A 17,378-nucleotide genomic window follows, 5' to 3' on the forward strand; every position below is an offset into this window, starting at 1 on the left:
GATACATGACCGATTTTGCGCGGGGTCCTTAAGTGGTGCCCTAGGTAAATGACGAGGGCCTTCTACGTATGGGAAGCGGCCGCTAGGGGGGAGGAAGTAGGGCCCTTTACGGGATGCTGTAAAGGAGGTGTTAGACAGTTGTAACTTATGTATCAATAGGGCCTCGACGCGTTGAAAATAGGGAATTTGAGACGATAGTATTGGTACACCGACGCTCTATGAAAATGACTCCGAGAAACTTTCGAAATGGCCTTGCTGGCTTAGCCCTTTGCCTCGCTTCGAGTTTCTCGTTGAACGCTCAAAGCACGCTGCACTGCCTAGAGGACGGAGCTTGGCTTCCGGTCTACGAAGTACGAGGGGGCGCTCCGTATTGCTTTACTGGAGACGGCTTGCTGAAGAGCGCTCCGGAGAAGCTGACGATGCTTTCCAACACGCACTTCAGCGACGGCTACTTGGAGGTCGAAATCTTGGAGAACATTCGTTCGGGAGTCGTCACTTCCGACGGGGCTCCGCGCTTCACTTCGGATCGAGGCTGGTTTCAGTTCGCAGCCCGGGTCACCGCTAGCGAGGACATCACGGACGCCTACTTCATCATGCGCTACGATCGCCTTGGAGAGGCGGCCTACAGCGTCAAGTCGATCGGAGATATCAAGGCGGGGAAGTCGAAGCTGATCACCCTTTTCAAGAAGCTCGACTACGAGATGCCGGAGCAGCTGCATTTCTACTCGGGGATGGAGGAGATTCGCAGCAATCTGGTGCCGGCGAGCTACACCTACAAGTTTGGCGACTTCTTCCTGGAGTCGGCGGAGGCCGCGGCGAAAAGCGACCTGGTGGCAGCCGCGCATTAGGCGCTTGGCGAAGGTGGGAAAAGAAAAGGCGGACCGCCTACCCCTAAGCGATCCGCCATTGTTTTCTTTGTTACCCCATAAGTGGACTCGCTAAGCGATGTCCATGCTTTGTAAGACGTCCGAACGCTCGAAATGTTCAGGATAAATTGGGCTTTTTTAGAGAAAAAATCGGAGCTCGAAGCATCTCCTCTGTGCTATCCCTAAGCGTGGCTAGGACGTTCAACCGTGTCGCTGGGGTGTTCCCTAGATGCCGCCAAGGGAGAACCTTAGGGGTGGAAGCGAAATCGGTGCCGCGGTTCCTTTTTCGCCGCGGAAATCGAGCCAGGGGCGGGAGGGCTTATTTCTCGACCAACTGCACGCCGCCGGGCACGAAGCTGATCAGGCGCTGCTTGTAGAGGTTTCCGAGCGCTTGCTTGAAGGCTTTCTTGCTGACGTCGAAGGCTTCGCGGATGGCTTCGGGCGGCGAGCGGTCGTCGAGCATGAGGGTGCCGCCGCTGTCGCGGATGGCTTGCAGGATTTGGTCGGCGAGCGGGGCGACTCGGGTGTAGCCGGAAGGGTCGCGTCGCAAGTCGATGTTGCCGTCGGGGCGGATCTTGTTGACGTAGCCTTTGAAGCTTTGCCCGACCGTGAGCGGCTCGGAGAGCTCGTTGTCGTAGAGGAGGCCGATGTGGGAGCTGTTGATGATGGCCTTGTAGCCAAGCGGGGTTTCGCCGATCACGATGAGGTCCACCTGCTCCTGCGGCTTGTAGGTCGCCCGGTACTTGCTGAAGAAGCGGGCGTGCTTTTCGCTGGCCACGATGCGTCCGCTGGCGTCGTCGACGTAGATACGGACGACGCGGGTGTCGCCGACCTGCACGCGTCCCTTCTGCTCGCGGTAGGGAAGCAGGAGGTCCTTGCTCAGACCCCAGTCGAGGAAGGCGCCCACCTTTTCGTTGACCTCCACCACCTTGAGGGCTGCGAACTGGTCCACTTCCGCGAGCGGCGTTTCGGTGGTGGCGACGATGCGGTCCTCGGAATCGAGGTAGACGAAGACGGAAAGCTTCTGGTTGGGGGTGATGTTCTTGGGAACGAAAGCGTTGGGCAGAAGGATATCGCCCAGCTCTTCGCCGTCGAGATAGAGGCCGTGTGGGGATTCGTTGAGAATCGACAATGTGTTCCGTTTTCCGAGTTCTGCCATAGGGAGAGGGACGCTGAGCAGTCGCATCCTTTTCTGCAAGCACTCTCAGGCGGCGGGCGACTGGCAGGGCGGCAGAGCGGGGACTTAAGTCTTGGCTCTGTAGGGGCGCGTAGGCAGATTGCCGCCGGAGATGGAGGAGAAAGTCGAGGAAGAGGCCCTGGCCGTGATCGGCAGCTACGGAACGGCGAGGCAAGCCCACGACGCAGGGCTTGCGGTGCTGGCTTGCGGGCATCCGTACTGGGTGCGCTTCGTGGAGGGACGTTTTTTGCTGGTGGTGATGGGGGCGGACGCGAGGAAGCTTAAGGGCGAAGTCGATTTGACGGCGTCGCGGAACCGCTTTTGGCCGCCTCGTTCGCTGGATCTTTCGGCCCCGTCCACCAGCAAGCTGCCTACCGCAGCGGCGATCGGTCTATTGATAGCCGTATTCGCCTGCCAAAACGAGTTTCCGAAGATCGTGCCGCTCGCGGTAAACAGCAGCGCGGGCTTGCTGCAAGGAGAGTGGTGGAGGACGGTCACGGCGGTGACGATGCACGCGGACTTAGGGCACCTCGCGGGCAATATGCTAGGGCTTAGCATCTTCGCGTATTTAGCTTGCCGATACATGGGTGGCGGCCTGGCCTGGACTCTGGTATTGCTGTCGGCGAGCCTGGCCAACCTGAGCAACGCCTGGCTGCGGGCGGGCGATGCCTTTTCCTCCCTGGGAGCGTCGACCGCAGTTTTCGCGGCGTTGGGCTTGCTCGCCGGCTATCCAGTCGGCGCTTATCTGCGCTCGAAGGTCGGTATCCAAACGAGGGATTGGCTAGTACCCTTCTTTGGCGGCTGCGTAGCCTTCGCTTGGATGGGGGGCGGCGAATTTCCGACCGATGTGGCGGGGCATTTCTGGGCTTTTGGATACGGCTGTATCCTGAGCGTGGGTACAGCGTGGTTGGGGTTGGCCGCGAAGCTGAGGTCCTGGCATCAACGGCTTCTGCTCGCGCTGACGGTGGCTGGCCTGGCTGCGAGTTGGTGCTTGGCTCTGGGCGTATTCTAGCGCTTCAGAAGTCGATGGTATAGGGCGTATCTTCTTCGGCGACGCTCACTGGCCAGTTGAATTCCTCGCGGATGCGAGCTTGCAGGGCGCTGGCAGCCTCCGGTTCGCCATGGGTGAGGAAGACGCGGCTGACCGGCTTGTTGAAGGCCATGAGCCAAGCCAGCATTTCGAGGTAGTCCGCGTGTCCGGAGAAGCCGTCGATCGCGTCGATGTGGGCGCGTACCGCGATGTCTTGCCCGAACATGCGGATGCTTTGCTTGCCGTCCCGCAGGGCTCTGCCGCGGGTTCCTTCGGCTTGGTAGCCGACGAAGAGCACGGTCGCGAGAGGATTGGGAAGGTTCTGCCGGAGGTGGTGCAGGATGCGGCCGCCGGCTACCATGCCGCTTCCGGCGATGATGATGCAGCGGTCGGTGGTTTTGCAGAGGGCTTTGGAATCCCGTTGGTGGGAGATCAGGTGCAGTTGGCGAGGCCGGAAGATGTCGGTGCCAGAGAGGGCTTTGGCCCGGCAGGTGAGATTGAGGTCGCGCAGATGGTTTTGGTGGGTTTCCAGGGCTTTGAGGGCCATGGGGGAATCGAGGTAGATGGGGACCGAGGGGATGGAGCCGTCCTCCTCCAGCTCGCGTATGAGATAGAGCAGGCTTTGAGATCGGCCCACGGCAAAGGAGGGAATCATAACGGGGGCATTGCGGCTGAAGGCCTTCTGTAGCGCTTCCACCAGCTCGGCCCGCACGTTGTCCGGCGAGTGGAGGCGGTCGCCGTAGGTCGATTCCATGACGAGGTAGTCGACGTTGTAAGGTTGGGACGGCGGCCGTAGGATGCTGTCGCGGGGTCGTCCTATGTCGCCGGAGAAGAGCAGCTTTTTGGGACCGTCGCTGCGGTCGGTCGTTTTGAGGCCGAGGAAGGCGGATCCCAGGATGTGTCCGACGTCTCGGTATTTTCCGACGATGCCGTCGATTGGAGCAAATTCGTCGCCGTAGGAAACGCCGTAGAGCAGGTCTCCGGCCCGGTCCGCGTCCCTTCGGTTAAAAAGCGGGAGTGCGGGACTGTGCTTGGAATAGCCCTTCTTGTTTGCGTATTTGGCTTCCTCCTCCTGCAGGTGAGCTGTATCGGCCAAGAGGATACGGGCGAGGTCAATGGTGGGATGGGTGCCGTAGACGCGTCCGCGGAAGCCGTCCTTTACGAGGCGCGGCAGGTAGCCGATGTGGTCGACGTGGGCATGGGTCAGCAGCACGCAGTCGATGGAAGCCGGGTCGACCGGGAAGGGATCCCAGTTCTTTAGCCGATTTCTCTTGGGGCCCTGAAAGAGGCCGCAATCGACGAGGATACGTTTGCCGCGTGTTTCGATGAGGTGCCGGGAGCCGGTTACGGTACCCGCGGCGCCGAGGAAGCGAAGGATCGTTTTTGAGGATGACATCGCTATCAACCTATAGCGGTTCCTCCGCCTTTGCGAGCGACGCGAGTCGATTGCCAAGCGCTTCTTGGGTGGCGCCGTTCTAGGGACCAAGGCAATGGGGGCGAACCAAAAAAAAGTCCGCCGGCTGCGGGGCAGCGGGCGGACTGGGCGTGGAAAGTTTGTTACGAAAGCTTAGTTGGTGATATCGAAGGTAGTGCTGCCTTCGCGAACGGGGTAGTACACTTCGTACCACTTCTTCTGGGCGGCGCTACCGGCGTAGTCCTTGAGGGCCTTGGCGTTCTTGAATTCCATCACGAAGGCGTGGCTGCGGTTGCCTTGGGCCTTGATGGTTTTGATCCAAACCCGCTCGATGCCGTCGTATTCCTTGGCGAGGGTAACAACTCCGTCGAGGGCGGCTTTGATGCCTTCTTCGGTGGCGTCCGCCTTCCAGGAAACCGTGACGACGTGGATCACGGTGCCGGGAGTGACGGCGTCGTGCCCTTCGTGGTGGGCGGCGCTCAATTGGGTGCTGGCGAAGGCAAAGGAGACTAGACTTACGAGTGCGAGAAGTAATTTTTTCATAATAGGATCTAAGATAAGGAGTTAGCTGGCATAGAAAGAGCCGCTACCGAATGCAAACGCTGCTTTCGCGACGCTGATTGCTGCAAATTCTCGATTGCGCTCATTCTTTTGCTAAACAGCAATTTGAGCGCCTTTTATGAAGCAAAACCTTCACCGCTACAAAAACCTTGGCCTTGCCTGCGCTCGCCTTAGCTGCCCTCGCTGCCACGGCGACCGGACCTTCAGCCTCTGCTTGCAGACGGATTCGAAGCGTCGTAAGGCGTATTCCTTCGGTTGCAGCGGTTGCGGCTGGGACCTGCAGATCGACGAGGCACGCTACGAGCAGCTGTACGAGCTGAGCTTCGAGTTCGAACGCGTGCAGGCGGGCAAGCGGTCGTGGGCGGAGCTGCGGGAGCGGGCTCCGGAGGATTGCCGCCGCCTTTTTGAGCGAATCGAAGCGAGCGCGGAGCCGGGAAGCGATCCTGTGACGGAAGCTGAAACTCGGGAAGACCGGGAGCCTGCCAAGTCCTGGCCGAAGCCGGGCGGCCTTGTGGCGGAGTCGCAGGAATTGCTTTTGATCAATACCGTTTCCGACACCTTTGGAATTGGTTACTTGCTCGCCGTTTTGCTCGGGGGCTTGCTGCTGTCGCTTAAGCTGTTCCTTGGTTTTCCGGCAGGGCTTTCCGGGGTTGCTCTGCTGGGGCTCTTAGGGTTTGGCATGGGGCTTGGGTTTGCGGGCGGAGTGGCGCTGAGTTGGCGACGCTTTCCCAAACGGATACGATTCTCCGGCAAGACCATTGAAATCGAGCCCCGGGGTAAAACCGGCAGGCTTCGCTACGAGTTGAGCGACGTGAGCCGCGTCAACTATGGTTCGGGCGCCAAGTACCTGACGCTTTGGTTGGACGATGGGAATACCTTCGTAGTCCGAGCGGGCAGCGGGGCGCAGCCGCGGCTCGACCGCTTTTTCGGGAAGCAGGGCTGAGTTAGGAGCGTTTCTTTGCCAAGGCTTGGCGGCCCGCCTCCAAGGTGGCGACGATCTTGTCGACGTCGTAGACGCTGCCGGCCCAGGTTCCGCCGCTAGCCGCTTGCAGGGCGGCCCAGAGACGCGTGTCGGCGGGGAGGTTCGGATGCGGCGCGAGGATGGGGTTTATGGCGCGTTCCGCGAGGACTGCGGCGCCTTCTTCGGGAGCCAGTTGCTGCTTAGGATCTGTCCCGATAAAGTGGATACTGCCCGAAAGTTCGTTGCGATCGACACGGATTTCGATGAGGTCCCCGTCTCGCAGTTTTCCGACAGGGCCGCCTGCCAGGGCTTCCGGGCCGACGTGTCCGATGCAGGCTCCAGTGGAAACGCCGGAAAAGCGGGCGTCGGTGAGGATGGGGATGTGCTTTCCCCAGGGCAGGTGCTTGAGGGCGGAGGTGAGCTGGTAGGTTTCTTCCATGCCCGTGCCCGCCGGACCGCAGCCTGCGAGCACGATCACGTCGCCTTGCTCGATTCCGCCTGCCTCCTTTTTCTTGATCGCTTGGATCGCGTCGGACTCTCGCGAGAATACGCGGGCGCGGCCCGTGTGGAGGTAGCGGTTGTGTGGGTCGATCAGGCTCGGGTCAATGGCGGTCGCCTTTATGACCGATCCGTCCGGAGCGATATTCCCGGTTGGAAAAACGAGCGCGGAGCTGTAGCCGGCGGCTCGGGCCTTGTCCGGACCGAATATGACCGCGTCCGGATCGACTTTGTCCAGCTCGCTCAGGCGTTGCTTGGTGGCGGAGCGGAGTTCGCTGCGTTCCCACCAGTCCAGGTTTTGGCCGAGGGTTTGGCCGGTCACGGTCAGCGCGTCGAGGTGCAGCAATCCCATTTCGCGCAGGTGCAGCATGACTTCCGGCACGCCGCCGGCCATGAATACTTGTACGGTGGGGTGGTTGCGCGGGCCGTTGGGCAGGGCGTCGACGAGTCGCGGAGTGGCGCGGTTGGCCCGTGTCCAATCTTCCACTACAGGGAGGCGGAGTCCTGCGGCGTGGGCGATGGCCGGGATGTGCAGCAAGAGGTTGGTGGAGCCGCCAAAGGCGGCGTGGACGTGCAAGGCGTTTTCGATGGCCTTGTCGCAAAGGATTTCCCGAAGCGGAATTTGCTTGGCCGAGAGGTTGAGCAGGGCCAGGGCGGAGCGCTTTGCCAGGTCGAACCAGACCGGTTCGCCCGAGGGGCAAAGGGCGCTGTGCGGCAGGCTCATTCCCAGGGCCTCGGCCACGACCTGGGAGGTGGCGGCGGTGCCGAGAAATTGGCAGCCGCCACCCGGCGAGCCGCAGGCTTTGCAGCCCATGTCGACCGCGTAGTCGTAGGTGATATTGCCGTGGGCGAAGCGAGCTCCGATGGTTTGGACCTTTCCTGCGTCTTCGGCTCCGGGAGCCGGCAGGGTGACGCCGCCCGGTACGATGACGCCAGGCAGGTCGCTGCTACCGGCCAGGGCGAGCAGGGTTGCAGGCAGGCCTTTGTCGCAGGTCGCGATCCCCAGCACGCCTTTTCGGCGCGGCAAGGAGCGGATCAGTCGCCGCATGGTGATCGCGGCGTCGTTGCGGTAGGGAAGGCTGTCGAACATGCCTTGAGTGCCCTGGGAGCGACCGTCGCAAGGGTCGCTGCAGCTGACGGCAAAGGGCAGGGCCTTGTTCGCGGTGAAGGTTTCCGCGGCGGCCCGAACCAGCTTGTCGATTTCCCAGTGGCCCGTGTGGTAGCCGAGGGCGATGGGCGAATCGTCGGCGTCGCGAAGCCCGCCCGAGGTGCTGACGATAAGGAAGGGATCGCGCCCGATTTCGGAGGCCCGCCAGCCCATTCCGGCATTTTGGGTCAGCCCGAAGAGGTCGCCGCTGGGAGCGGTGCGAAGTTGTTCTTCGGATACGGGCAGGCGCCCTTCCGGGGCCTTGCCGGAAGTGCGGGTGCGGGCGATCGAGTCAGCATTCGGGAGAATGCTTGCAAGGGGTATTTCTTGGGGCACGGGGGGAGTTAGGCGTCGGCGGTGGTCCACTTGCCGTTCACCAAGCGGTTGAGGGAACCGCTTGGGTTCTTCTTGCGCAGGGCGAGCGGGAGGCGGTGTTCGCGAACGTTGTCGTAGCTGTGCAGCGCGCTGAAGCGGATGACGCTGGCTGGGAAGCCGACCGCGGTGAAGCCCGGGTGTCCAGTTGCTGGATACGGTCCCCCGTGGTTCATGGACGGGGAAACGGCGACGCCGGTGGGGACCTTGTCGTTGAGCAGGCGGCCGACCTTGGTGCGAAGCGTTTTGGCAAGCTCCGCGTAGCTTGGTTCGTCGCCCCCGTGGGAATCGCTGTAGATGCTGCCGGTCAGATTGCCCTCCAGGGCGAAGGCGATGGCCTTCATTTGGGTGAAGTTCTTGGCGAGCACCACGAGGCAAACGGGGCCGAAGGCTTCGCTTTGCAGGGCAGCGGGATTTTCCAGGAAGGCATCGCCGCTTATTTTCAGCAAAGTCGGTTCGTATCCAAAATGGGCGGTGTCGGCGACCTTTCCACCGACCTGCAGTTCCGCTCCCGCGTCTTTCAGTTGTTCGACAGCTTTGGATACGGCTTCGAGGCCGCCGCCGGTAAGGAGAATTCCGGCAGGCGTTTGGGAGAAGCTCTCGCTCATCTCCTCGATCAAGTCGTTCGCCTTTTTGCCCTCCTGCATGACCACGAGGCCCGGCTTGGTGCAGAATTGGCCGGCGCCTAGGGTGCAGGAGCCGTGCAGTTCGGTGGCGATTTCGGACCAGCGTTCGTGTAGGGCTCCGGGCAATACGAAGACCGGATTGACGGAGGACATCTCCAGGTAGATGGGAGTGCCTGCCTTGTCGGCGGCTTCCTTGAGGGCCAGGCCTCCGGGGCGGCTGCCGGTGAAGCCCACGGCGGCCACTTTGGGATGGGCCACGAGCTTGAGCCCGTTTTCGGGAGTGGTCCCGTAGAAGAGCTGGACGGTGCCGTTCGGCATTCCCTTTTCGGTAGCGGCTTCCTGGGCGAGCTCGGCGAGGAGTTGGGTGGTGTAGGGATGGGCGGGATGGGCCTTGGCGATGACCGGGTTTCCGGCAGCGATGGCGGAGGCGAAGTCGCCGCCTGCGATCCCGTTGTAGGCGAAGGGGAAATTGTTGGGTCCGAATACGACCACCGCTCCACCCAAGGGGCCGTGAATGGAGTGGATATTGGTTTCGGTGTCGAGGGTCGGGCGAGCCCAGTCGCCGGATCGGGCGGCAGCTGCGGCCTGGCGAAGTTGGTTTATAGTGCGAGGAATTTCCACCTCTGCGAGGCGCGGGGCGACGGGCAGTCCGGTTTCTTCGTGGGCCGCTGCGGCAAGTTGCTCGTTGGCGGCTTCGATCTTATCCGCGTAGCAGTCGAGGAAGTCGGCGTAGGCTCCGGGGGCCAGTTCGAAGAGGGCTTCGGAGGCTTCGAAGGCGGCGTCGACCATACGCTCGATTTCCTCCCAGCTCGACTCGGGAAAGGCCCTTTCGGAAATCTCTTCCTGGATGCTCGGATTGACGGCGTGGAATTGGGAGGCTGGGTTTTCGGATTCGGTCCAGGATCCGTTGAAAAGGATTTTTTGCATGCTTAATGGGGTCTTGGAATGGTAAGACGGGTTCCGTCTGGATCTTAGGTTTGCGTAGAAAGCAGTCTTAATGAAATGCGGGAAAAAAGCGAGTAAAGGGATTCGAACCCTGTGGAGGCAACGACTTCTCGACTGCGTTAAATAGTGAGAGCGGATTACGGCTCCCCCGTCGGAATCCGTTTTTTATGGCCTTGGTTATAAATTTAGACAGCAGTCTATGACCTATGAAGTATCGCAGATATGGACGCACTGAGTTGAAGATGCCGGTAATCACCTGCGGAGGCATGCGGTTTCAGCAGAGCTGGTCGGATATTCCGATGGAGGACCTCAAGCGAGGCGGGCAGGCGAACCTCGAAGCGGCGGTCCGCTTTTCCCTGGAAGTCGGCTCCAACCATATCGAAACGGCCCGTGGCTACGGCTCGTCCGAAATGCAGCTCGGCATGGTCCTGCCGCAGTTCAAGCGCGAGGAGCTTATCCTGCAAACCAAGGTCGCGCCCGATCCCGATCCGAAGGTCTTTCTGGAGAACTTCGAAAAGTCGATGGCGTATCTGAAAACCGACTACATTGACCTGTTCTCCTTTCACGGTATCAACAACGCGGAGATTCTGGATTGGGTCCTGCGGGATGGAGGCTGCATGGAAGTGGCCCATAAGCTTCAGGAACAAGGCCGCATCCGGCACATCGGCTATTCGACGCATGCCAGCAACCAAGTGATTTGCCAGGCCAACGCCAGCGGCCTGTTCGACTGCTGCAACGTGCATTGGTACTTCGTGAACGAACTTAACTGGGAGGCGATCGAGATCGCGAACCAGCAGGATATGGGCGTTTTTATTATCAGCCCCAACGACAAGGGCGGGAAGCTCTACGCTCCCTCGGAGAAGCTGGTGGAGCTTTGCGGCGACCTGCACCCGATGCAGTGGAACGCGCTCTTCTGCTTGGCCCGTCCCGAGGTTCACACTTTGAGCATGGGCGTGAGCTGTCCCCAGGATTTCGATACGCATCTCGAAATGCTCGACTACTACGACACGGCCAAGGAGACGATGCAACCGATCGAGGACAAGCTGCGGGCGGAGATGGATAAGGTGCTAGGCGCGGAATGGTGCGCTGGCTGGTGGAAGGGGATTCCTGAATGGGAGGAGCTTCCGAGCGGTGTAAACGTTAAGGAGATCCTGCGTTTGTACACCTATGCCAAATCCCTCGACATCGTGGAGTGGGGCAAGATGCGCTACAACCTTCTCGGCAATGCGGAACACTGGTTTCCCGGGCACAAGGCAAAAGACTACGACAGAGCCGAAATGCGCGAGAAGGTGGCGGACAGCGCTTTCGCCGACCAGATCGTGGATATCCTCGACGAGGCGCACGCCCTGTTCGACGAAGCGGAACTCAAGCGCTTGAGCGAAAGCTGAAGCGGCTTTCGCCCTTTCGATCCTCTAGCTTTCGGTGAGCCAGAGGATGTTGGTGACGATGCGAGGATAGTAGAGCGAGCCTTGGGCCACTCCCGAATGGAACTGGTCCGAGCAGGCGCTGAGCTTGGAGCCTTCGCGCTCCCAGCGGGCGTGGGCTTGGTCCGCCTTGAACTGGGCGGCTCCAAAGTCGAAGCCGAGCACCTCCCGGGCAACGTATTGGCAAAGGTTGATCTTGGACATCCAGGAATTGTCGGCGGAGGAGGAGAGCTTCCAGCCTCCGTCCTCGTAGAGGCAGATGCCGGAATCGATGACGTGGCGTAGGTGCTTTTTCAGGACCTTGATGTAGTCGCCGTAAGGACCGTCTTCGCTCGTGACCTCGGTCAGACCCATCACGTAGGGATACACGAGGGCCTCGATCGCGGGGATGATGGCGCTCGTATTGCCCGGTTCGAGCACAGCGGGTATGTATCCAAGTTTTGGATCGTAACCGGCGGTAAGGGTTTTGGCGGCCAGCGCGGCGGCGGCGCTCGCTTCTTGGGAAAGGGAGTCGAGTTCGCTCAATTCGAAGAGCTTTTCGAGCACGATGTAGGAAGCCCACATCTTGCCGCCGAGGTAGATGTTGCGGCGAGATTGGCCGAGGGAATGGTCGAGGGAGTCGTAGGTGGTGATCTCGCCGCCGCCTTGGGTGCGGGAGGACTCGAAGCTCATGATGCCGTCACGCTGGGCGGGGTCCGGGTGGTCGCGGTTTTGCAGGGAGGTGAAGCACTCGACCAAGGTTTGGCGGTAGCGCCGCAGGAAATCTTCGTCATGGGTTTTGGACAAGTAGACGCCGGCGCAGAGGACCCAGTTGGTCAGCTGTTCGCAGGTCATGTGGGAGAAGCAGGCCCGGTCCAGTCCGCCTACTTCGTAGGAGCTACGTCCCGCGGGGCTCCAGTGGTTCATAACCCCCATGTCGTGCGTGAAGGAGATACCGCCGGGGTAGAGCGTGTCCGGATCGGCCGGGTCGAAGACTTCGTCGTAGAAGCTGTAGCGGCTGGCGAACTGTTCGAGTTCGTTGCGTACGGTCCAGGGATTGAAGCGCATTTCGAAGAACAGCATGTCGACGGTGAGGTCGAAGGTGTTCATCATCAGGTATTCGCCTTCGTTGACCACCCAAACCGATTGGCTTCCGTCCCAGAGCCATTGGGAGGATCCGTAGTAGCTGCGGGTTGCGTGGGCGATGAGGAACTTTTGCTCGTCGTTGAGCTTGGAGTTCGCGAGCTCCTCGTCTCGCTCCTTGGACAGCTCGATGTACTCTTCGCGAGCGGCGATCCCGTATTCAAGAACTTGAGACAAGCTAGTGAAGTGCTGGGTGTAGTAGTAGGACATCGCCCGGTTGTAGGTGGCGACCCCGGCTTTGAAGAACCCGAGGGTGATTTCCAGCGTGCGTTCCTCGCCGGCGGGCACGAAGATTTCCAGTCCCGCGGTCGGGCCGAGCAGGAATTCCGGCGTGTTGTGCTTGCGGTTCATCGCGGAAATCGGATCGAAGTCCATCCAGCAGGAGGCTTCTTCGTTTTGGGTGGCGAATCCGATTTGGTCGCGGCTGCTGGCGCCGATGAGGGCGCCGTTGGTCGCTTCCGAAAGGCTGCTCCAGCGGTGGTCGATGCCAAGGGCGAAGAGGCCGCGAATCGGGGCATCGCCGTCGTTCTTAAAGGTCACCGATACCTGCACGACGGGGCAGCTGGAAAAGGCTAGCTCCGTGGGGGAGGCGTATTTCGGGTCGGGAATGGCGAAGAAGGGGGTGACGATCTCGAAGGTGACGCCGGGAGCGGAGATGCGGTCGGTGGCCCAGAGGTATTCGCGGCTCACGTCCTTGAGGATGCGTTGCTTGCCGCCGGCGCCTTCCCCGGCTTCGACGTAGCGTTCCGCTTCGGAGGAGTCGGAGCCTTCGAAAAGCGGCAGCAGGTGCAGGGTGCCGGAGGCGTCGTGGTAACCGACGGAGAGGGCTCCTGGGTAGGGACCGGAGAGTTCGAGACCCATGCCGCACTTGGCGCCGTGGGCGCCGCAGGTGAAGGAAGCGAGGGCGCCCATGGGAGAATGGTGCGCGTGGAAGGAGGGATTTTCTGGTCTCATAGCGGTCTCGAATCGAAAGGGAGACCACGCTAGGCCTAAAACTCAATTGGTAAAGTCATCAGTCAGTCTAGCATACGACTGGTGGGTTGAGGCGCGGGCGAGCGGGTGGTCGCTTAAACGGCCAGCTTGAGTCCGGCTCGATTGAAAAGGCCAGTGACGGCGACCATGGCGAGGGCGAACAAGGAGGATTTGATCAAGCCGATGGCTCCGCTGCTCAAGGTTTCGGGGAGTTCCCAGCCGGTCGCAGCCAAAGCGGGATAAGCGAGGTAGGGAATCAGGTAGCAGGTCAAGGTCGCGGCCCCGGCGGGAGCGATGGCTGCGTACCAGCGCTTGGCTTTCCTCAGGTCGACCAGCCAGAACACGCTGACGAAGCCCAGCATGGCGATCCCGGTGCAGATCTGGGTCCAGGAGGGAGTTGCGTGTATTTTGGAAATTCCGCCGATCGGCCGGAGCAGGAAGCCGACAAGGATGAGGGCGAGGCCGAGGCTTGCGACCGTAAGGCAGAAGTTTCGCAGCGTTCCCCTTGCGGATGCTCGGAGGAAGAGAAGGGAGACGACACAGCCCGCAAGGGTGAGGGCGGGCAGGGAGCCGTCGCCTACGATCCAGACGTAGCTTTGGATGGGATCCAGAAAATCGAGCCAGTCGGCATTCGCCGCGATGTTGAAGCAAGCTAGGAAAAGCCAGCCTGCGAGGGCGTAGGATAGTCGTGCCTGCGAAACGAGTACCAGGAGAGAGCAGAGCAGGTAGGACCAACCGATAAGCCCCAAGATGCCCCACCAGCGGGGCTCGATCCAGCTGTATCCGTTTTTCGGATCACTGCTGAAGCTTGCCAGCAGGAGCGCGACCAGGGCCCAGCCGAGGATTCGGAGAGCGCGGGACCGTTTCTTCCAGGAGGCGTTGCGGGGGTAGACGTTCCAGATGAGGAAAAATGCCGCGACCATGAGGACTTGCCAGAGGGCTTGGGGCAGTCCGGCGGATGCTGGGTGGTAGTATTCGAGGTTGACCATGAGCAAGCCCATGAAAACGAGGGACGCCGAGCGGATGGCGATGTGGCGAACCACTTGGGCTGAGGAATCCCCCTTTTCCTTTCGGGCTCGAATGGCAAAGGGGATGGATAGGCCGACGATGAAGAGAAAGACGGGGAAGATGACATCGGAGAATCCCATGCCGTCGGTATCGGCCGAAGCGTGCTGCAGCCATTCCGGAATATCGGACAAGGTCCAGAAGTCGTTGACCCAGATCATCAGCGCCATGGTGAGGGCTCGGTAGGCGTCGATGGACTGTATCCGGTTTTTCATACGGAACAGGATCCTATTGCTCGTCAGCTTTAGGGAAAATCTCGTCGAGAACCTTTATTGGGCCTAGCTCCTTTTCCGAAGCGTCTCCGGGATTCTGATACAAGTCCATGAAGCGTTTAGCGCTGGACCAATAGGTATGCAGCATGCCTCGGTGCTTTTCCGCCAGGGTAGGATTGGAGTGTTCGCGGAAGTCGAGGGCTTGCGCCAGTTGGGCCTTGGCTACCGTTGGCTTGTCGTAGGAGCAGGCGAGCGCCCGGAAGCCTTTCAAGGCGAAGTAGCTCGGCGTGGGTTCGGCTCGTTCGTAGTGCCAATCGCATATGACGACGTCTTGCGGGATCAGGTCGATGGCTCGATGGGTGCCGCTGTCGCTGGCTTCCCAAACGCCCAGTCCGGTCGTTTCCGCGTCGAGCAGGCGGTCTCCCCAGATCCAGAGCTCCTTGTCCGACTTGGCGAGGTGGTTGCGCAGCTTCTGGACCTCGCCTGCGAAGAGTTCCGCCTTGTCCCGCCCCTTGCAGCGAGGACAGTTTTCGTCGCCGATGTAGAATACTTCGTCGAGTCCGGCATGGAATGCATCGGCCTCGAAGGCTCGGGTGATCTCGTCGATCAGGGCGAATACGATGGCGTGCAGGTCCGGGTGGAGGGGGCAGTAGCTTTTGCAATAGAGTCCGTCTTCGTTGGGCCAGCGGTACGTTCCGGGAGGTGGGAGCTTGATGTGGGGCGTTTCATCGAATTCTGGATACACGGTGAGCAAGGGTCCGAGGGCGCTGTGCCAGGATTGGTGGCCGAGAAGGTTGATCTGCGGGACGAGGCGAATCTCATGGCGTCGTCCCATAGCTACGAGGCGCTTCACTTGCTCGAGGGTGAGCGGATTGTCGCTTTTGAGTTCCGGGTGGCTTTGGTAGTCGAAGTTGTAGTCGACCCGCAGCACCAGCAGGTTGATGCCGCGCGGCGCCAGTTCCTGCTCGACGAAATCGAGGAAGCGGTCGACTTGGTCCGCGGTGGGGGCGGCGATGCTCAATCCGCGAACGGGAAGCGAAGCTGCGTCCTGAGCACGAAGAGTGAAAGTGATCGCCAGCAGGGCGGCGAACGAAAGGAGGAATCGAGTCATGGCTGAAAGGGGTAGAGGTACGACAGCTATTTTAGCCTTACAGCCTGCGACCTTATTTGCCAAACTTGATCCTGTTTTTGACCAATCCGATTGCGCCTCGGCGCCCTACCAAATCTTGGGGATGAGGACTGGGGTGCGCTTCTTGTAGCTCTCGTAGTCGGTTTGGCCGCCCCATTTCTGGTCGGCCCGTTCTTCGAGCAAGGGGATCCCGCTGATCTTGCAGAGGAGTAGGGCTACGAAAAATGGCGATAGCAGGGTGAAGCGCTCCCAGCCTTCCAAGCTGGGGTAGGCCGCTAGGGCGACGCCGCACCAAAGGACGATCTCTCCGAAGTAGTTCGGATGCCGCGAGCGCGACCACAGGCCGGAGCGGATGAAACGACCGGCGTTTTCGGGGTCGCTTTTGAAGGTTCGCTTTTGCTTGTCGGCAATGGCTTCGATGGCGAAGCCGCAGGCCCAGAGGATGCCTCCGGCGAAAGCGAAGGTGTCCAAGGTTTGGGCACGCGGGGAGGCGATGGCTGCGAGGCCGGCGGCAGCGGTAAAGGTGATCCAGAGGCCCTGCAGGGTCCAGGCGACTCCAAAGCGCAGGATGGACGGTTTCATGGCATCGAAACGTCCGTCTTTCCCGCTCTTGTGGATGCGGCTGAAGAGGAACCAGCCGAGTCGCGCTGCCCAGACCAGGATCATCGCCAGCAGCAGCTGGGCTCGCGGCCCGGGGGCTGCGGCGCTCAGGTAGGTGAGGAGGGCGACCGTGATGTAGCTGAGGCTGCCCACCAGGTCGAAGTACTTTTCGGTTTGGTAGCGGTAGGCGGGAACGAAGGCGATCCACTGGAGCGCGAAGGCGACGGCTACGGAAAGGGCGAAGGGATGCAGAGCTCCGTCTGCGGCGACGAGGTTGCCGTTGGAACCGGCCAAGGCGAAGGCGAAACCGACCAGCCCAATAAGCGGGAGGCCGAGCAGGGCGGTCTTTTCCTCTTTGTCTAGGGATCGGCTCACGGGGTTAAGGACGAACCGCGATCGCTTTTGAAGGCAAGGCTCGGCATTGGCTAAAGCGCGAATTCTTCCCGAAACTGGCGCCGACGATGCTTTGCAAGCTGCCCTGTCCTTTTCTGCCCACCCAATCCAGACCCAAACCCAAAGGACACGATGCAACTCAATGAACTTCTCTTCGATCTAAAGAACCTTACCGCTTCGCAAGCGCCGCTCGCGGACGTTACCCGGAATCAGCCGACTACGGACTTTACCAGTTACCTCGATGCCGCGTCCCGGCCCGCGCCCACTACGACTGCAACTGCGGCAGGCTCGGGCCAAGAGGGTTCCGCTACGATGTCCTTGCAGGAGGAGTACGAGGCGCTTTTGCCGGATATCGGCGTCGATGGCTTCGGCCCTCCGGTTTCGAACTTCGATGTCGGCGTGGAGCTGCAGCGCCTGGCTCGGGTGGAGCTGAAGGTCCAGGCCATGGAGGAAGCCGGGGAAATCGACAAGGCCTTGGACGCGTTCATCGGGATCCACGGCTTGAAGGACCGGCTGAGCAAGGCGGAGAAGGAGGAGCTGCGCGGCCGCTTCGTCGAGTTGACCAAGGCGGTCCTGCTCGAGGAAGAATGGAAGAACGCCTACCTCGGAGCCATGAAGCGGAGAATCGACGTATCCGTGGAAGGCCTACGCGAATTTCTGCTCGGTGACGAAGGGAAGGCTCGAATGGTGGATATGGGAGTGGAGACGCCTTACGGGGACCCGGATCTGATGTCCTTCGCGCGTGACACCAAGTGGAACGACTTCAATCCGCCGGAGTTCAGCGTCGTCGCAAAGGCTGACCAAATGCTGATCGAAGCCCGGCGGGAGCGCGAGTTGAACCGAGGCTAGCTGTTCGCTGGCGTC

14 protein-coding genes are annotated in these 17,378 nt (G+C 60.7%); 5 read left to right on the plus strand and 9 right to left on the minus strand.

Translation table 11 applies throughout. The features are described 5' to 3' along the window. Positions 1 to 224: 224 nt before the first annotated feature. A complete protein-coding gene (locus QEH57_RS15885; protein WP_309007747.1) occupies positions 225 to 848 on the plus strand; it encodes a hypothetical protein in 624 nt (207 codons plus the stop codon). A 337-nt stretch (positions 849 to 1,185) separates the two neighbouring features. Here the strand turns inward: QEH57_RS15885 and QEH57_RS15890 are convergent, their stop codons facing one another. Next, a complete protein-coding gene (locus tag QEH57_RS15890) occupies positions 1,186 to 2,025 on the minus strand; it encodes a S1-like domain-containing RNA-binding protein (protein ID WP_309007748.1) in 840 nt (279 codons plus the stop codon). Positions 2,026 to 2,155: 130 nt separating this feature from the next. On the opposite strand from QEH57_RS15890, the gene QEH57_RS15895 reads away from it, so the two are divergent. Further along, entirely contained in the window at positions 2,156 to 3,055 is a 900-nt protein-coding gene (locus QEH57_RS15895) for a rhomboid family intramembrane serine protease (RefSeq protein ID WP_309007749.1), read from the plus strand. Between the two features lie 4 nt (positions 3,056 to 3,059). On the opposite strand, the gene QEH57_RS15900 is transcribed toward QEH57_RS15895, so the two are convergent. Beyond that, on the minus strand, positions 3,060 to 4,469 hold the full coding sequence (locus QEH57_RS15900; RefSeq protein ID WP_309007750.1) for an MBL fold metallo-hydrolase: 1,410 nt from the start codon (positions 4,467 to 4,469) through the stop codon (positions 3,060 to 3,062). A 171-nt stretch (positions 4,470 to 4,640) separates the two neighbouring features. Beyond that, entirely contained in the window at positions 4,641 to 5,030 is a 390-nt protein-coding gene (locus QEH57_RS15905) for a Dabb family protein (RefSeq protein WP_309007751.1), read from the minus strand. Positions 5,031 to 5,166: 136 nt separating this feature from the next. Here QEH57_RS15905 and QEH57_RS15910 point away from each other — a divergent pair, with 136 nt between their 5' ends. Then, entirely contained in the window at positions 5,167 to 5,991 is an 825-nt protein-coding gene (locus QEH57_RS15910; protein ID WP_309007752.1) for a hypothetical protein, read from the plus strand. A 1-nt stretch (position 5,992) separates the two neighbouring features. Here QEH57_RS15910 and QEH57_RS15915 read toward each other — a convergent pair whose 3' ends face one another. Both QEH57_RS15915 and QEH57_RS15920 read right to left on the minus strand, forming a co-directional pair. After that, on the minus strand, positions 5,993 to 7,963 hold the full coding sequence (locus QEH57_RS15915) for a YjhG/YagF family D-xylonate dehydratase (RefSeq protein WP_343224798.1): 1,971 nt from the start codon (positions 7,961 to 7,963) through the stop codon (positions 5,993 to 5,995). Positions 7,964 to 7,998: 35 nt separating this feature from the next. Then, positions 7,999 to 9,579: an aldehyde dehydrogenase (NADP(+)) gene (locus QEH57_RS15920; RefSeq protein WP_309007754.1), complete on the minus strand. Its 1,581-nt coding sequence runs from the start codon at positions 9,577 to 9,579 to the stop codon at positions 7,999 to 8,001. Positions 9,580 to 9,803: 224 nt separating this feature from the next. Between QEH57_RS15920 and QEH57_RS15925 the strand changes: the two genes are divergently transcribed. Next, positions 9,804 to 10,985 (plus strand): aldo/keto reductase, encoded by a 1,182-nt coding sequence (locus QEH57_RS15925; protein ID WP_309007755.1) that lies wholly within the window; start codon positions 9,804 to 9,806, stop codon positions 10,983 to 10,985. 24 nt (positions 10,986 to 11,009) lie between these two features. Here QEH57_RS15925 and QEH57_RS15930 read toward each other — a convergent pair whose 3' ends face one another. The 4 genes from QEH57_RS15930 to QEH57_RS15945 all read right to left on the minus strand — a co-directional run bounded on the left by QEH57_RS15930 (position 11,010) and on the right by QEH57_RS15945 (position 16,496). Next, complete coding sequence (locus tag QEH57_RS15930) at positions 11,010 to 13,097, minus strand: glycoside hydrolase family 52 protein (RefSeq protein WP_309007756.1); 2,088 nt, start codon at positions 13,095 to 13,097, stop codon at positions 11,010 to 11,012. A gap of 113 nt (positions 13,098 to 13,210) precedes the next feature. Continuing rightward, on the minus strand, positions 13,211 to 14,395 hold the full coding sequence (locus QEH57_RS15935) for a DUF5009 domain-containing protein (protein ID WP_309007757.1): 1,185 nt from the start codon (positions 14,393 to 14,395) through the stop codon (positions 13,211 to 13,213). 13 nt (positions 14,396 to 14,408) lie between these two features. Continuing rightward, entirely contained in the window at positions 14,409 to 15,503 is a 1,095-nt protein-coding gene (locus QEH57_RS15940) for a family 20 glycosylhydrolase (protein ID WP_309007758.1), read from the minus strand. Between the two features lie 105 nt (positions 15,504 to 15,608). Further along, on the minus strand, positions 15,609 to 16,496 hold the full coding sequence (locus tag QEH57_RS15945; protein ID WP_309007759.1) for a DUF1295 domain-containing protein: 888 nt from the start codon (positions 16,494 to 16,496) through the stop codon (positions 15,609 to 15,611). A gap of 150 nt (positions 16,497 to 16,646) precedes the next feature. Here QEH57_RS15945 and QEH57_RS15950 point away from each other — a divergent pair, with 150 nt between their 5' ends. Then, positions 16,647 to 17,363 carry a hypothetical protein gene (locus QEH57_RS15950; protein ID WP_309007760.1) on the plus strand — a complete coding sequence of 239 codons (717 nt, stop codon included), beginning with the start codon at positions 16,647 to 16,649 and terminating at the stop codon, positions 17,361 to 17,363. The last annotated feature ends 15 nt before the right edge of the window (positions 17,364 to 17,378 follow it).

It is taken from the genome of Pelagicoccus sp. SDUM812005, from assembly GCF_031127875.1.
Lineage (GTDB): Bacteria > Verrucomicrobiota > Verrucomicrobiia > Opitutales > Opitutaceae > Pelagicoccus.

Excerpts from the sequence above, each read along its gene's own strand:
- QEH57_RS15935 (WP_309007757.1), bottom strand. The coding sequence starts at position 14,395 with ATGAAAAACCGGATACAGTCCATCGACGCCTACCGAGCCCTCACCATG.
- QEH57_RS15925 (WP_309007755.1), top strand. The coding sequence starts at position 9,804 with ATGAAGTATCGCAGATATGGACGCACTGAGTTGAAGATGCCGGTAATC.
- QEH57_RS15920 (WP_309007754.1), bottom strand. The coding sequence starts at position 9,579 with ATGCAAAAAATCCTTTTCAACGGATCCTGGACCGAATCCGAAAACCCA.
- QEH57_RS15950 (WP_309007760.1), top strand. The coding sequence starts at position 16,647 with ATGCAACTCAATGAACTTCTCTTCGATCTAAAGAACCTTACCGCTTCG.
- QEH57_RS15890 (WP_309007748.1), bottom strand. The coding sequence starts at position 2,025 with ATGGCAGAACTCGGAAAACGGAACACATTGTCGATTCTCAACGAATCC.
- QEH57_RS15930 (WP_309007756.1), bottom strand. The coding sequence starts at position 13,097 with ATGAGACCAGAAAATCCCTCCTTCCACGCGCACCATTCTCCCATGGGC.
- QEH57_RS15905 (WP_309007751.1), bottom strand. The coding sequence starts at position 5,030 with ATGAAAAAATTACTTCTCGCACTCGTAAGTCTAGTCTCCTTTGCCTTC.
- QEH57_RS15910 (WP_309007752.1), top strand. The coding sequence starts at position 5,167 with ATGAAGCAAAACCTTCACCGCTACAAAAACCTTGGCCTTGCCTGCGCT.
- QEH57_RS15895 (WP_309007749.1), top strand. The coding sequence starts at position 2,156 with ATGGAGGAGAAAGTCGAGGAAGAGGCCCTGGCCGTGATCGGCAGCTAC.
- QEH57_RS15885 (WP_309007747.1), top strand. The coding sequence starts at position 225 with ATGACTCCGAGAAACTTTCGAAATGGCCTTGCTGGCTTAGCCCTTTGC.
- QEH57_RS15900 (WP_309007750.1), bottom strand. The coding sequence starts at position 4,469 with ATGTCATCCTCAAAAACGATCCTTCGCTTCCTCGGCGCCGCGGGTACC.
- QEH57_RS15940 (WP_309007758.1), bottom strand. The coding sequence starts at position 15,503 with ATGACTCGATTCCTCCTTTCGTTCGCCGCCCTGCTGGCGATCACTTTC.